The sequence below is a fragment of the Mesorhizobium sp. M0761 genome (genome assembly GCF_040320205.1).
Classification (GTDB): Bacteria; Pseudomonadota; Alphaproteobacteria; order Rhizobiales; family Rhizobiaceae; genus Mesorhizobium.
Genome location: NZ_JAMYPF010000012.1, coordinates 1 through 14,895, shown reverse-complemented (window position 1 = coordinate 14,895; position 14,895 = coordinate 1). Strand labels below are relative to the sequence as shown.

At 62.6% G+C, this 14,895-nt stretch carries 10 protein-coding genes; 6 read left to right on the top strand and 4 right to left on the bottom strand.

Going from position 1 to position 14,895, the window contains the following annotated elements; genetic code table 11:
• Positions 1-5: 5 nt before the first annotated feature.
• Positions 6-410, bottom strand: coding sequence for a Fur family transcriptional regulator (locus NKI32_RS19665; RefSeq protein ID WP_023669789.1), 405 nt, complete (start codon positions 408-410; stop codon positions 6-8).
• A gap of 295 nt (positions 411-705) precedes the next feature.
• Here NKI32_RS19665 and NKI32_RS19660 point away from each other — a divergent pair, with 295 nt between their 5' ends.
• From NKI32_RS19660 to amrB, 5 genes are all read left to right on the top strand, one after another.
• Positions 706-2,925, top strand: a complete 2,220-nt coding sequence (locus NKI32_RS19660) for a caspase family protein (RefSeq protein ID WP_353003235.1) — start codon at positions 706-708, stop codon at positions 2,923-2,925.
• 89 nt (positions 2,926-3,014) lie between these two features.
• Positions 3,015-3,407, top strand: a complete 393-nt coding sequence (locus tag NKI32_RS19655; protein WP_027049727.1) for a hypothetical protein — start codon at positions 3,015-3,017, stop codon at positions 3,405-3,407.
• Positions 3,404-4,117, top strand: coding sequence for a DUF4760 domain-containing protein (locus NKI32_RS19650; protein WP_023686599.1), 714 nt, complete (start codon positions 3,404-3,406; stop codon positions 4,115-4,117). The genes NKI32_RS19655 and NKI32_RS19650 overlap by 4 nt, the downstream gene beginning before the upstream one ends.
• A 72-nt stretch (positions 4,118-4,189) precedes the next feature.
• A complete protein-coding gene (locus NKI32_RS19645; RefSeq protein ID WP_353003232.1) occupies positions 4,190-7,153 on the top strand; it encodes a hypothetical protein in 2,964 nt (987 codons plus the stop codon).
• 149 nt (positions 7,154-7,302) lie between these two features.
• Positions 7,303-9,021, top strand: a complete 1,719-nt coding sequence (gene amrB, locus NKI32_RS19640) for an AmmeMemoRadiSam system protein B (protein WP_353003230.1) — start codon at positions 7,303-7,305, stop codon at positions 9,019-9,021.
• 29 nt (positions 9,022-9,050) lie between these two features.
• Here amrB and NKI32_RS19635 read toward each other — a convergent pair whose 3' ends face one another.
• Both NKI32_RS19635 and NKI32_RS19630 read right to left on the bottom strand, forming a co-directional pair.
• Positions 9,051-10,853, bottom strand: a complete 1,803-nt coding sequence (locus tag NKI32_RS19635) for an MORN repeat-containing protein (RefSeq protein ID WP_352510263.1) — start codon at positions 10,851-10,853, stop codon at positions 9,051-9,053.
• Positions 10,854-11,041: 188 nt separating this feature from the next.
• The gene (locus tag NKI32_RS19630; RefSeq protein ID WP_023691993.1) at positions 11,042-12,121 is read right to left on the bottom strand and encodes a trypsin-like serine peptidase; all 1,080 of its coding nucleotides are present in this window, start codon (positions 12,119-12,121) and stop codon (positions 11,042-11,044) included.
• Between the two features lie 402 nt (positions 12,122-12,523).
• Here NKI32_RS19630 and NKI32_RS19625 point away from each other — a divergent pair, with 402 nt between their 5' ends.
• Positions 12,524-13,615, top strand: a complete 1,092-nt coding sequence (locus NKI32_RS19625; RefSeq protein ID WP_352510262.1) for a S1 family serine peptidase — start codon at positions 12,524-12,526, stop codon at positions 13,613-13,615.
• 79 nt (positions 13,616-13,694) lie between these two features.
• Here the strand turns inward: NKI32_RS19625 and mgrA are convergent, their stop codons facing one another.
• Positions 13,695-14,741: an L-glyceraldehyde 3-phosphate reductase gene (gene mgrA / locus NKI32_RS19620; RefSeq protein WP_352510261.1), complete on the bottom strand. Its 1,047-nt coding sequence runs from the start codon at positions 14,739-14,741 to the stop codon at positions 13,695-13,697.
• Between the last annotated feature and the right edge of the window lie 154 nt (positions 14,742-14,895).

Genomic DNA, 14,895 nt, shown 5'->3' with positions numbered 1-14,895 from the left:
GCAAGCTAAGCCGCCTCAGCCAGGCACTTGGCACACGTCCCTCGAAACTCGATCACCGCCTTCTTTGCAGCAAACCCGGTCGAGCGCACCCATTCGTCCAGCCGATGGTCGACGTCATGGTCGGACATCTCCATCACCTGCCCGCATGTGTCGCAGATAGCGAAGGCCGTCATCGAATGCGTATGGTCGTGCGGTTCGGCGCAGGCAACGAAGGAGTTGAGGCTTTCCAGCCGGTGCACGAAGCCTGACTTCACCAGGCTGTCGAGCGCCCTATAGACCTGCAGCGGCGCGCGGAACCCGCGCTCGCGCAGCTGGTCGAGAAGCGTATAGGCGCTGAGCGGTCCGCTGGCGGCCTCAAGTTTCTCGAGCACGCTCAGCTGATTCTTCGTCAGCACATCCCTTGCCGCCATGATCCCGTTTTCCGATCGTTTAGAGCATGATGCCGAAAAGTGTGAAGCGGTTCTCGGACGACATGATGTTCTATCTGTTTGATCCAGCGCCGCTCGCAAATCATTTCTGCCATGCGACGGTCTCAATTCCCTTGAGATAGCGACGAAGCAGGCTTTTTGCCACTGTTTCCGTTATCGCCATCGACACCATGACCACCACCGCCGATTGACGGCACCGACCACATTCAAAATACTGACAAAATTCGCGACGAAAGGTGCCGCACTTGCAAATTCGATCGGGCTTGGGGAAGCAATTATGATCAAACTGACACGACGGACGCTGCTCGTCGGCACGTCGGCGCTTGTGGTTGCCGGTACGGTTTCGTTCCGTACCCTCGCCGCCTCGCGCACCTATCACGCGCTGCTGGTTGCCTGCACCGACTATCCGAACCTGCCGCAGAAGAACTGGCTGATCGGGCCGAAGAACGATGCCGGCCTAGTGCGCGACTATCTCCTGAAGAACACGCCCGATCCGGTGAAGTTCTCGGCCGAGAACGTGATCCTGCTCGCCAAGGACGTCGAAGGCGCCAACGGCCCGCCGACGCATGCGGCGATCAAGGCCGCTCTTGCCGACCTCGCCGGCAAGGTGCAACGCGACGATTTCGTCTATCTGCATCTGTCGGGCCACGGCGCCCAGCAGCCGCAAGCCAAGGCCGGTGACGAGACCGACGGCCTCGACGAGATTTTCCTGCCCTCCGATATCGACAAATGGATCAACCGCGAAGAGGGCGTGCCGAACGCGCTGGTCGACAACGAGGTCGGCGCCGCACTCGACGCCATCCGCGACAAGGGCGCCTTTGTCTGGGTGGTGTTCGACTGCTGCCATTCCGGCACCGCGACGCGCGCCGCGGAAGTCGATGACGAACTGGAGCGCAAGGTCGAGTTCGCCGACCTCGTCGGCGGCGACGACGCGGCGAGAGCAGCCACGGTGAAGGCCTATGACGACATCTCGGCAAGCGCATCGCGAGGTTTCGACGAGAATGGCGGCCGCAAGCCGGCCTTCAACCTGACGCCGACCGGCGCAGAGCCGATCGCCAGGGGCAAGCTGGTCGCCTTCTATGCCGCGCAGACGGTCGAGACGACGCCGGAAATGCCGCTGCCCAAGGGCACGCCCGACGCGCCGCGCTTCGGCCTGTTCACCTTCACCATCCTGTCGAAATTGGCCGAGAACCCCAACGTCACCTATCGCCAGCTCGGCCAGGCCGTGCTGCAGCAATATTCGGCCGACGGCCGCACAAGGCCGACGCCCCTGTTCGAGGGCGAACTGGACGCCCGCGTGTTCGGCACCGACAAGACCGACGCCGTCATGCAATGGCCGATTGCCGTCAAGGACGGCGATGTCGCGATCGGCGCCGGGCTGCTGCAGGGTCTGACCCCCGGCAGCAAGCTCGCCATTTTGCCTTCGGCGCTGTCGAAGCTCTCCGACGCCGTCGGCTATCTCGAAGTGAAATCGGCAAAAAACCTCGAAAGCCAGCTCGCACCGGTCGAATTCGACGGCAAGCCGGCGCTTGCGCCGACGGCGGTGCCCGCCGGCGCCTATGCGCGCGTTGCCGAACTCGCGGTCGACTACAAGCTGCTGGTGGCAAAGCCGGCGCCGACCGCAGGGCTCGAAAAAGAAACCGAGCTGGTCAATTCGGTTCTGGACGAATTGGTGGCGAAGCCGAAGTCCGGCTTCCAAATCGCGCTGGTCGAGCCCGGCAAGAGCGCCGATCTGCGGCTTGCGGTGCTGCGCGAAAAATCCATGGACGGCGCTGCCGCCAACGCCAGCGACGAACCGGCGCTGTGGTTCCTGCCGGCGTCCGGCGACATCAGCCTGAAGGACGGCAGCAAGCCGCCGCGCATCGTCATCCATCAGGATGGCCGCGACAAGCTTGCGGAAAACACAGCCAAGACCCTGACCACGATCTTCCGCGCCACCGGCCTGTCGCGGCTCGCCGCGGCGTCCGACTACCGGCCGGACGAGGTCAGCGTCCAGTTCCTGATCAAGCGCCAGGACAGCGATGCGCTGGAGCCGATCGAATCGTCAACGGTGCCGCGCGTTTCGCCGGGCGATCAGGTACACATTGCGGCCAAGAACGGGTCCGACGAGTTCGTCGACATCAACGTGCTGTATATCGGCAGCGACTATTCGATCACCCACATCGTCGCCGAGCGGCTGGCGCCGATCAACCAGCAGGCCGACCAGGGCCTGAAGGAAGGGCTGCTCGCCTTCACCGACACCAGCTTCGGCATGGAGCGCATGATTGCCGTGCTGACCGAGGCGCCGCCGCAAAGCGAGAAAGAGGATCTGAGCTTTCTTGCCCAGGAAGGCGTGCGCGCCGTGACGCGTGCCGCATCGGGAACGCCTGGTTTTTCCGACATGCTGGCCGACATCGGCATGGCGCCGGCGACGCGCTCGGTGATGCGGCTTGCCGACAAGAGCGGTCCCAAAGGCGCGGTGATGATCTTCCCGATGGAGACGGTGCCCCGCGCCTGACCTGACATCGCTTCGCCGGCTCTTGCCGGCGTGATATATGAACATTCCCGGCTCGCGACACTTCTATGCGCCGCGGCTGGATGCAACAGATGAGGACATCAGTGACTATCCCCGTGCTCTCCTGGCGTGCAGCGACGGTCGGCCTTGCCGGCAGCCTGTTGCTGGTTGCCAGCGCCTCGGCGGACGAGAATTGCGGCCTGTGCGCCAAGCAGATCGTCACCAATTCCGAGCTCGCCACCTGCTTTCTCGACCAGTACGACCAGATCGCCAAGACCGGCAACACGGCCGTTGTCGTCGATCTCTCCAGCTGCGCCTCGCGCGGCGTGGTCGAGCCCTTGCCGTCACCAAGCAAGGCGGCTGCCGAACCGGACGTGCAGTTCATGATTTCGCGCACGCAGCTCGATTGCCTGAAAAAGAAGCTGGAGACACCCGGCATCGTGCTTGATCCCACCGCCATTATCCAACTGGACAGCTGCGGATGAAAAAGCCGGGGGGCGCTGCAACGCAAAAATCGCCGGCCACATCGGCGCCGGCACCGGCCAAGAAGCCGGCGACCTTGCCCGAAACCACCGAAGGCTTTCCGTGGCCGAGCAGTCACGAGATCAAGAAGGAAGCCAACCCGTTCACCGACCGCGACTGGCGCATGCTGATCTACGCCTGGTCGGGTCTCGCCGTGCGCCTGGCGATCGTCTTCACCTTGGGCTTCTCGGTCTTCCAGTTTCTCGCAAACCAGGAACAGAAGCGCGTCGAGCAGACGATGTCGCTGGTCGAGCTTTGGGAAAGCAAGGACTTTCAGCAGGCGCAACGCGCGCTCAAGGAGCGCCTGTCGGCACTCAACGCCAAATACGACAATCTGCTCAGCGCCACGCCGTCGCCAACCGAGGAACAGGTTTTCCGGCAACGCATCGGCATCGAGGCGATGACTGCCGGCGGCGGCACCATGCCGATCGCCGATTTCAACGACAATTTCGACCGCATCGTCTATTTCCTCAATCGTCTCTCGATCTGCGTCGAGGGCAAGCTCTGTTCGCGCGATGTCGCCGATGCCTATTTCCGCGACTATGCGGTGTCGTTCTGGAGCTATTTTGCCGGCTACATCGAAAAAGAACGCAAGGCCGGTTCCGCCAATTATGCCCAGGCGATCGAGAATTATGTGCGTCACGGGTCGCCGCCGCCCGCCGACTCCAAATAGCGGCGCAACAAGGTGCCGGGCAGCTCCCATCCCTTGCGTGCTATCCGGTGGCTAATCCTGGTCGGTCTTCTGGTGTTAACGTCAACGGCCGGTGCCGAGGACCTCGATTTCCACCTCGATCTCAACACCGGCGGCCACAGCGCCAGGGTCACCGACCTTGCCTTCACGCCGGACGGCGAGGAACTGGTCTCCGCATCTGACGACAAGACCATCCGCATCTGGGACTGGCAGAGCGGGGTGACGCTCCGCACCATTCGCGGCTATCTTGGCAATGGCAATGACGGCAAGGTCTTTGCGATTGCCGTGTCGCCGGATGGTAAGACGATCGCCGCCGGCGGTTATTTCGGCGCCGGCATCGGCGACAAGCCCCCTTATGGCGATATCAGGCTGTTCGATTTCGCCACCGGCAAGATCAAAACCGTGCTCAAGGCCGCCGACTATGCCATCTATGATGTCGCCTTTTCACCCCACGGAAACACGCTCGCCGCCGGCGGTGGCGATGGTTTCGTCTACCTCTGGCGGGCGGACGACAAATCCGCGTCGGGCTGGACGCTGGCGGAAAAACTCGATGCCGATTCCTGGCGTGTGGAAAAGCTCGCCTTCGCCGCTGCGGGAACCCGGCTGGCGGCAGCGACCACCGACAATGGCATAAGGCTCTGGGATGTCGCCAAGGCTGAGGAGATCGCCTTGCCCGCCGAGGCCGAACCGCTGCGCGATGTCGGCGTCGCCGCACTCGCCGTGTCATTGGATGGCAGCCTGTTCGCCACCGGCAGCAAGGACGGCGACGTCCAGCTCTGGCAGGCCAGCACCGGCAAATTCGTCCGCGCCATGCCGAAGCAGGATTTCCAGATCGGCGCTCTGAGCTTCGCCACGGGTTCGCGGCTTGTGGCGTCATGCAGCTATCGCTGCGCCGACAAGCATCGCTCGGTGGTCTGGAATACCGACAGCGGCGAGCAACTGCTCGACTATAACGGCCATGACGGCACGGTCTTTGCTGGCGCCGGCAATGCCGACGGCTCGCTGGTGGCGACAGCCGGCGGCACCCGCAACGCCATCCAGGTCTGGAACCCCATGACCGGCGAGCGCAAGGCGCTGCTGCAAGGGGTCGGCGAACCGGTGACGGCGATCGGGATCGATGCGGCGAGCAGCTCCATCGCTTGGGGCAACACCAACCCCTGCCCCGAACGCGTGTCCTGTCCCGAGCTGCAGGGCACGCTGGACAAGGTGCTGGCACTACCGACGGCCAAGCGGTTCTTCGAGGACCCGGTGGCGTTGGCGGAACAGGGCGCCTATGCCCGCGCGGCACTCGCAGAGGGTGAGTGGTCGCTCCGTGCTGCCCCCGGCGGCAAGGACGGCCTGGAGAATGCCGTGCTCGAAATCGCGAGCGGCGGAAAGGTGATGCACAGCATCGAGAATGCCGCCACCAATGGCTTCGTCCATTCGGCTTACACGCTGATCGGCAATGGGCTTGGCCTGATCACCGGCGGCAGCGACGGCACGCTGTTGGAATACAAAACCGCGACCGCCGAGCTATCGGGTGAATTCACCGGCCACACCGGCGAGATCAACGCCATGGTTGCCGCCGAGAAGGAAGGGCTGTTGGTCACCGGCAGCGCCGACCAGACCGTGCGGCTGTGGAATTTGAAGACACACAAACTGATAGTGTCGATGTTCTTCGCCGGCTCCGAATGGATCGCCTGGATGCCGCAGGGCTACTATTATTCCTCCGCCGACGGCGACAAGTTGATAGGCTGGCACGTCAATCAGGGTCGCGACCACGAAGGGCGTTTCATCAGCGCCGGCCAGCTGAAAAAATATCTCTGGAGCCCGGAAATGGTGCGCCGGGCCATCATCCTGCGCAGCGCCGAACAGGCGGTTCAGGAAATGCGCCCCGGCGTCGACCGCCAGCTGGAAAAGCTGCTCGAGCGCAAACCGCCGGAATTCGGCATCAAGCTTGCCGCCGACCAGAGCAACGTCCGCGAGGGCTATGTCGCCGTCGAGATTTCGGGCGCGCAGGAAGCCGGCGCCGATGTCGCCGGATTTTCGATCCTGTCGAACAGCCGCAATGTCGGCAATGTCACGGCGCGCTCGGCCGATGGCGGCAAGAGCACCATCGTCGAAGTGCCGGTCGAGAATGGCGAAAATACCATTCGCATCACCGGCACCAACGAGTTCGGCTATCTGACCGAGCGCACTGTCACAGCACTTGGCAGGAAAACCGAAAAGCCCGCCAACAAGGGCAAGCTCTACGTCGCCGTGATCGGCGTCGACAAATATCCTTTCCTCACCGATGCATGCGCCGGCCACGCCTGCGATCTGCGCTATCCCGTCGATGACGCCACCGAATTCCTCAAGGTGATCTCGCAGAAATCCGCGCCCTTGTTTTCGGCGATGGAGACGCTGGTTCTGGTCAACCGCGAAGCGCTGGATGAGGCGCCCGATTCCGGCAAGGACGTGTTCAAGGTCGCCAGCGCCGACACCATCCTGGAACCGGATTCCGACACGATCGACGACCAGCTCGCCGACTTTCTCGACAGACCCGGCGAGAACGACACCACCATCATTTTCGTCGCCGGTCACGGCATCAACATCGACGAAGATTATTATTTCATCCCCACGGACGGCCGCAAACAGGATGCCGACCGCTGGAAGCGCTCCTCGCTGGTCGACTGGGGCGACATCCAGAAATCGGTTGAGCGGGCCAAGGGCATGCGCTTCATGCTGCTCGACACCTGCCACGCCGCCAACGCCTTCAACCCGCGCCTGGAAAAAGACGCGCAGGACGCACGCATCGTCGTCTTCTCGGCCACCGCTGCCAACAACACCGCCGCCGAAATGCCCGAGCTCGGCCATGGCGTTTTCACCTATTCGATCCTCGAAGGCCTGCGCGGCCGGGCCAAGACCTCCGACGGCGGCGTGACGCTGTTCGGCCTCGCCGACTATATTTCGCGCGAAGTGCTGCGGCTGACCGCGTCCAAGCAGAAGCCGTTCTACTATGTCGGCGGCGTGGAGAACATTGTGCTGGCTGAGCCGTGAGAGGTCGGCACCCAGGCACCCCCCTCTGGCCTGCCGGGCATCTCCCCCTCAAGGGGGGAGATTGGCAGCTTCTTTGGCGACGCCTTTTTCTTCACCGTTGGAGATTAGCGAAAACCGCAAAACAGCTAATCTCCCCCCTTGAGGGGGAGATGTCCGGCAGGACAGAGGGGGGTGCCTGGGCGCAAACCATCGTGCGGCATTTTGCAGGCGCCTTCTTTATTTTGTCACCCCTCCAAGCGTCCGCAGCCCCCATCACCTGCCCGCCCGGCGACACAAACTTCCCGTCCTTCTACTCCGACCCCACACTCTTCACCGACGCCATCGCCGCCGTCGCCAGAATCGAGCCGTCCAACCAACGGCTCACCGGCATCACAGTCCCCCACCACCTGCTCGTCGCAGATCTCGTCGCACTCGGTTTCCACGCCGCGTCCGGCTTCCGCTACAAGCGCATCGTCATCCTGTCGCCGGACCATTTCCACGAGACGCAGAAACTCTTCGCCACGACGCCGCGCGGTTTTGAAACAGTGCTCGGTCCAGTCCAGGCCGACACGGAAGCCGTGCACCTTCTGGAAGCGAACAGCGACATGGTCGAAGACTCCTGCCTATTCGCCAGGGAGCATGGCGTGCAGGCGATGCTGCCTTTCCTGCATCACTATTTCCCCGAAGCTGAAATCGTGCCGGTGGCGATGTCGGTCAAAGCCAAGCGAGCCGACTGGGACCGGCTGGCGCAGGCGCTGAAAGCGATCGTCGACAAGGACACGCTGATCGTCGAATCCACCGATTTCTCCCACTATCTGCCGCAGCACGAAGCCAGGCGTTTCGACCAGCAGACGCTGAACATGCTCGCCGCCGGTTCGCTCGACGGCATCGCGGCGCTGCGCCAGCCGGATCACGCCGATTCGGTCGGTGCGCTCTATATCCAGACCAGGCTGCAGCGCGAACTGTTCGGTGCTGCGCCGCTGGTCGTCGCCAACGAGAACTCGCAGGCGCATTCAAGCGACTATGTCGAGCGCACCACCAGCTATGTCGTGGCGCTGTTCGGCGCCTTCGGCCCCGGCTTCAACAATCCTGCCCGTCCCGACGACAAGCTCTACTATTTCGCGGGCGACGTGAATTTCGGCCGCGCCATGAAGAAGATCCTGGTCCGCGACGGTGTTGCCGAGAAGATCGTCGAAAGCGTGCTGGCCCTGACCCGCTCGCGGCCGCTGATCGTCAATCTCGAAGGCGTGATCCTGCCCAACGTCCCTGAGGCGATCGACGACATGACGCTGGCCATGCCCGCAGACCTCGCCATCGACATGCTCAAGAAATTGCATGTCGCCGCTGTCAGCCTCGCCAACAATCACGCCTACGACCTCGGCCCGTCAGGCTATGCCGAGACGCTGGCCGCACTCGATGCGGCCGGCATCGCCCATTTCGGGCAGGGCGAGACGCTGGCGCTTGCCGATCTCGACCTGGTCGGGCTGACCGACATCGATACCAACGGCTCCAGGAACACCGACCTTCTGACGCCTGCTTTGCTCGACCGGCTGCTGCACGACAATGCCGAGCGGCCGGTGATTGCCTTCGTCCATTGGGGCCGCGAGTACAAGACGGAGCCGTCGCCGCGCGAGGAGATGCTTGCCGACCAGATGCGGCTGCGCGGTGTCACGGCAATCGTCGGCGGTCATCCACATGTATCGAGCGAGGCGATCCTGCCGCTCGGCGGCGGCGATGTTGCGGAGATCTATTCGCTCGGCAATTTCCTGTTCGACCAGAAGGCCGAACGATCGTCTGGGTCGATGCTGGAACTCAGGGTGTTCAGCCAGGGCACGATCTTTGCCAGGCTGATCCCGCTGCCCAATTATTTCGAGATGGGCTCGAAATAACGCGATTCCCGAAAGGACGTGACAGGACCTCAACAGCCTTGCAGATCTTCCGGCAGATAGCAGACCGCCGGCTTGGTGCTGGTTTCAAACAGCGACTGCTTCGGCCTGAAATAGAAGAACGTGGCCGGCTTGCTCTCCCGTGTGCTGCCATCGGCGAAATGGGCGGCGATGCTGAAGCGATGGATCGACGACATTGACGACCACATTTTCAGCCGTGCCGTGTAGGCGCTGAGATTCTTGTTGCCGCGCACCGGCATGGGGATGCTGTAATCGGTCTTGCCGATCGGAAATTCGATGTTCTGGTAGCGTTGCGCTTCGGGCGACGCGCCGCCGCCATCGCCGCATTCGGCGAGCGATTCTGGGACCTCGATGCTGACCAGCGAGACGATGACGCGAAACGGCTCGCTCTGCTGGTAGACAGCGCCCTGATCGTCCGCCCAGGAATAATCGAGCTTGCCAATCCCGGTCACGCTCATTTTCTCGACGCTGCCGCTGATGTAATCGGCAACGTCGCCGAACTTGACCTTGTTGGCCACCTGGGCGCGGCAGACATCCAGGCTGTCCCTTGACGGGCAGGTGAAGCGCTCGGTCTCGAGCGTGGTTGTGTCGACGCCGGCTTCAATCAGCACGTTCTTGATCGAGACGTCGACGCCGTCGCCGAAAGTGCCGATGTCCTTCGTGAACGTGCGGCTCGGCTCGCCGGTCGCGTTGTCCTCCTCGTCGGTCCTGGTGAACTGGATCGACATCTTCATGTCTTTCACGTCGCCCCAGCCATTGTTGACGATCGAGAAGTCGGGGCGGAAGCCGACGCAGCCATAATGCTCGCTGATCGACAGCATCGGCTTGCGGTAGGCCTCGCTCGCGGCCACCTTCATTTCCAGGCTGTCGATCTTGACCCTCGACTGGTCGGTGGTCTTGAGGTCGACTTCGGCGAAGGCCGGCGCCGTCTCCCAGTCCATGCCTTCATAGACATTGCCGGTACGAATCTCTCCGGTGCCGTTCCAGGCATCATTGTACTGGTCCGACACCGGATAGATCGCGATGTCTTCGTCGCGCACGAGATGCTGGTACTGCATGTCGGCCTGCTGCGTCATGCGCTGGTCGACGGCAATGCCGATCTCGACCTTGTCGGCGGAACCGCCGCCGGTCTGCGCCTTGAGCAACCCGCCCACTCTGGCATCGGCCAGCACATCGGGGCGCGCACCGCCGATCTCCTTGCCCTTCGCCCATTGCGACCAGTACACGGTGCCGCCGGGCAACCGGGTGCGGCCCTTGCCGTCCTTCAGCCCATCGGCAAAAGAGCCGACGAATATCTTGCCTGTCTTCGTCTCCAGCCTGCCCTCGCCATTCGGCACACCGGCCCTGAATTGCCCTTCATAGCGATTGCCGTCGGCATCGACATGGATCGCATGGCCGTCGAGCTGGCCGGCGACCCAACGGCCGTCGAGAATCTCGCCTGAACGCAGCTCCAGCCGGCCTTGTCCTTCGGGGCGGCCATTCCTGATCTCGCCGAAATAGCTGGAATAGATCGTCTTGGGGTCGTAGCTCGCCGAGCCGCGTACGCGCCAGACCAGCCTGCCCTTGCCGTTGACGGTGCCGTCGGCTGCGACGGTGCGGTCCGGCGACACGCCGGCTGCCGGCTCCCAGGTGAAATCAAGACTCAATTCCGGGTGGGAATCCCAGACCCGTACATTCTTGCGCAGCACCGAACGTGTTTCGCTTTTATAGAGGATTTGCACCCGCTCGGCCCAGGCGCCATCGGGTGTGGCACCGCCTTGATCGGCCATAGCGGAAAAGCATGTCAGTGCGGCCAGCATGGATGCAGCCGCCATCGCTTTGACTCCAAAGCTCATTCTTGCCCGCGCCATCTTACCCAACCCCTTGGATTGCCTAGCGTAAGCACCGCTGTAACACAGTGCAAGAGAGGTGTTTCGATACAAAAAAACCGGCGGCAGGAACGTCCCGCCGCCGGTTTGGTAGTGCTGGTTATCGCCGCTGTTTGCCGGCGAAAGATCGGGCCTTATTTGTACAGGCTGTTGATCCACGCCACGTTGGCAGCGTTCAGGCGCACCGCAGTGTTGGCGTTGGGGCTTTCGGCCACGTTCACGCCGGTGACGACGCGCTGCTTGGCGCCATTGTCGTAGGCGTAGACCGAGCTGCCGCTCGACCCCGGATAGGTGTCGCAGTCGTACTGGAAATACTCCGCGCCGACGTTTTCGGCTTTCACTTCGCAGGTCGCCTTCCACATCGTTCCCATCGGCTTGTCGCCGGGATAGCCAACGATGTTTGCGGTGAAATCGCCGAGGTTCTCATAGTTGGCATAACCCAGCCAGCCGAGATTGGTGCCGACATCCTGCTTCAGCGTGATGATGCCGAGGTCCCACGGAATGACCGAGCCGTAGTAACCCTGATAATTGTCGATGAAGCCCTGCAGGATATAGACGCTCTCGTAGCTGAAAGCGCCAAACGGTGCATCGTCGGCGGTGTTGCCGTTGAGCGACGGCACGAAGATGACGTCGTCGAGCCAAGCCTTGTCTTCATTGCTGTAGAGGCAATGCGCGGCGGTGAGCACCGTGCGCGGACCGATCAGGGTTCCCGAGCAGCTGCCATAACCGCTCTTGGCTTTGCCTTCGATATACCCGATCGCGGTGAACGGGTAGGTCTTGGTGTTCTTGATCTGCTCGCGATCGTCGGCCCCGAACACCTGGCGGCCGGCTTCGTCGCCGCCCGTCAATCCGGTCTTGTCGGCGTTCGGTGTGTTGGCGGGCGCGTTCAATTCCTTGATGACAAGGTCCTTCAGCGTCTCGCCTGCATCGATCTTGATGTCCTTGCCATCGGCGGAACGTCCGACGATGCCATAGGATTTGACCGCCGTGCCCTCGTCGGTCAGCGGCGCTGCCCGGCTGGCTTCATCTTCGGTCAGTTTCGGCGGCGCGATCGGCTTTGCACGGCCGGGCTGGTAGTCGCCCGTTCCGAGATCGCGCATGCTTTCGCCATTGCCGGCATTCGCTGAGCCGGGATCGGCGGCGAAGGCAGGCATCGTCCACAGTGCGGTGGATAGCAGTGCGGACGCAATGATAGTGCTTGTCAGTTTCGTCATGGTGAGACTCTCCCAAAAGTCAGCAAGGAGTGGAGCAAAATACAGAAATATTGTCGAGATCGTGGTGGAGTTAAAAAATTAGTTTGGTTACCCGCCCGTATCGGATCATCGGTCCGGGCGGCCTCGTTAAAGCCCTCCGCCAAACGCACCCGCGTCGATATACTGCCTAAAATAATCCAACATTGGCAATGACAAATCGCTTCCACGTAGCCCGTGGGGGGCTATAGGGTTTGGGTGGGCTCTGCCCGATGGGGCACGATTAGCAAAAGTCGTATTTCGGTTTTATGACCGCGCGGATGTCGTTCGTTCTGGCAGAAGGCGATCGAGGTACCGGTACCGCTTCTGTTGGTTATGCGTCATGGCGGCATGGCTCGGCATTTTTCATCTCAGGAGGGTTTCAAGGTGAACATTATCCATCGGTTCAGGCCGCTTGCCGCTGCATCGCTGCTGGGCATCGCGGCCGCTTTCCCCGCCGTCAACGCGCTCTATGCAGCCGACGACGCCGCCAGGCCGGAAGCGGCGGTCTCGCCGATGCAGCGCGTCGCCGAATCCCGGGACAAGGCCAAGGCCGAGAATCCCGACGGGGCCGACCGCGTCTATGGCGGCAAGGAAGCCGACAAAGGGGCCTATCCGTTCCAGGTGGCGCTGCTGACCAGCGCCCGGCTGGACCCCAGCCCGGCCTCGCAGCCGAACGCGCAATTCTGCGGCGGCAGCCTGATTGCTCCGCAATGGGTGCTGACGGCGGCGCACTGCCTCAACGACAAGGGCCGGCCGATTTCGCCCGACACGGTGACCGTGCTGACCGGCGCCACCGATCTTACCGAAGGCAAGCGCTACAAGGTGATCGAGGTTATCGTCAACGAGGGCTACAGCGAACAGACGCTGGACAATGATCTCGGCCTGCTCCGGCTGGCGGAGCCCGCCGATGCGCCGGTCATCAAGATCACCAATGAGCCGACGCCAGACAGCGGCAAGACCACCGTCATCGGCTGGGGCAAGATGCAGGACGGCACCTTCCCGACCGCGCTGATGGTGGCCGATCTCGATCTCGAGCCGAGCGCTGCCTGCAACAGCGGCATCAAGTCGATCTATGCGCATGACCTAAAGGCGGCACTTGGCGATCTCTCGCATCGGATGCGTTATTCGGAAAAGGGCATCGATGCCGCCGCCAATGCGATCGCCGCCGATATGTCGGATCCGCTGACCAAGAACATGATCTGCGCCGGCACCGACAGCGGCGAACGCGACGCCTGCAACGGCGACAGCGGCGGTCCGCTGTTCATGACCGGCGCCAACGGTCCGGTCCAGGTCGGCGTCGTCTCCTGGGGCGAAGGTCCGTCCGACGGCACCGCCGCTTGCGGCCACAAGAATGCCTATGGCATCTACACGCGATTGGCCAACTATACGGGTTGGATCGAAGCCAAGATGAAGACCCCGGCTCCGGCAGCCGCGGCGGCGCCCAAGGCCGGTCTCGGCACGGCCAAGAAGCCCTGAACGGGCCCGAAGCTTGATAAACGCAAAACGGCGGGATCTTTCCCGCCGTTTGATTCATGTCCGGTGCCGGCTGTTCCGCTTACTTCCGCGGCGGGCCTTTGCGCTCGGCCGACGCCGCCCACAGATTGATGTCGGACTCGCGTGCGTAAGTGTCGATTTCGGCGAGCTCGGCATCGCTGAACTCGAGCACCTTGAGCGCGCCGACGCAGTCCTCGACCTGTTCGGGCCGGCTGGCGCCGATCAGCGCCGAGGTGACCCGGCCCTTGCGCAGCACCCAGGCTAGCGCCATCTGCGCCAGCGTCTGGCCACGCTTGCCGGCGATCGCGTTCAGCGCCTGGATGTTGGCGATGGTCTTTTCGTTGATGAAGGCGGGCCGCAGCGACTTGCCTTGGCTGGCGCGGCTGCCCTTGGGGATGCCGCCGAGATATTTGTCGGTCAGCATGCCTTGCGCCAGCGGCGAGAACACGATCGATCCGACACCGAGCCCTTCCAGCGTATCGAGCAGTCCGTCCTCTTCGACCCAGCGGTTGAGCATCGAATAGCTCGGCTGATGGATGATGCAAGGCGTGCCGAGCTGCTTCAATATGTCGGCCGCCTCGCGCGTGCGCTGCGAATTGTAGGATGAAATGCCGGCATAGAGCGCCTTGCCGGAACGCACCGCATGGTCGAGAGCGCCCATCGTTTCCTCAAGCGGCGTATCCGGATCGAAGCGGTGCGAATAGAAGATGTCGACATAGTCGAGCCCCATCCGCTTCAGGCTCTGGTCGAGGCTCGCCAGCACATATTTGCGGCTGCCCCATTCGCCATAAGGCCCTGCCCACATCTCATAGCCCGCCTTGGTCGAGATGATCAGCTCGTCCCGATAGCCGGCGAAGTCGGTGCGCAATATCTCGCCGAAGGCGATCTCGGCCGAGCCCGGCGGCGGACCGTAATTGTTGGCGAGATCGAAATGGGTGATGCCGAGATCGAAGGCCTTGCGCGCGATCGCCTGCTTGGTCTTGTGCGGCGTGTCGTTGCCGAAATTGTGCCACAGGCCGAGCGAGATCGCCGGCAGTTTCAGGCCGGATCGCCCACATCTGTTGTAGAGCATTTTCTCATAGCGGTGTTCAGCCGGCTGCCAGCGCATGGGGTACAGATCCTGGATTGTATGGGTGTGGGCGCGCGGGCGCCGGCCCCCGTATACCTCAATTTTGGTTTGGCAAACGGGGGTTTTTGTCCGTGACGCCGAGTGCCGCCGGCCCCTCGCAGGTGGTCTTGATTGCGACGAAAATGCCCGTGTG

Coding starts and splice junctions, on each gene's coding strand:
- NKI32_RS19665 (WP_023669789.1), bottom strand. CDS start 410: ATGGCGGCAAGGGATGTGCTGACGAAGAATCAGCTGAGCGTGCTCGAG.
- NKI32_RS19655 (WP_027049727.1), top strand. CDS start 3,015: ATGAGGACATCAGTGACTATCCCCGTGCTCTCCTGGCGTGCAGCGACG.
- mgrA (WP_352510261.1), bottom strand. CDS start 14,741: ATGCGCTGGCAGCCGGCTGAACACCGCTATGAGAAAATGCTCTACAAC.
- NKI32_RS19635 (WP_352510263.1), bottom strand. CDS start 10,853: ATGGCGGCTGCATCCATGCTGGCCGCACTGACATGCTTTTCCGCTATG.
- NKI32_RS19650 (WP_023686599.1), top strand. CDS start 3,404: ATGAAAAAGCCGGGGGGCGCTGCAACGCAAAAATCGCCGGCCACATCG.
- NKI32_RS19660 (WP_353003235.1), top strand. CDS start 706: ATGATCAAACTGACACGACGGACGCTGCTCGTCGGCACGTCGGCGCTT.
- NKI32_RS19630 (WP_023691993.1), bottom strand. CDS start 12,121: ATGACGAAACTGACAAGCACTATCATTGCGTCCGCACTGCTATCCACC.
- amrB (WP_353003230.1), top strand. CDS start 7,303: ATGTCCGGCAGGACAGAGGGGGGTGCCTGGGCGCAAACCATCGTGCGG.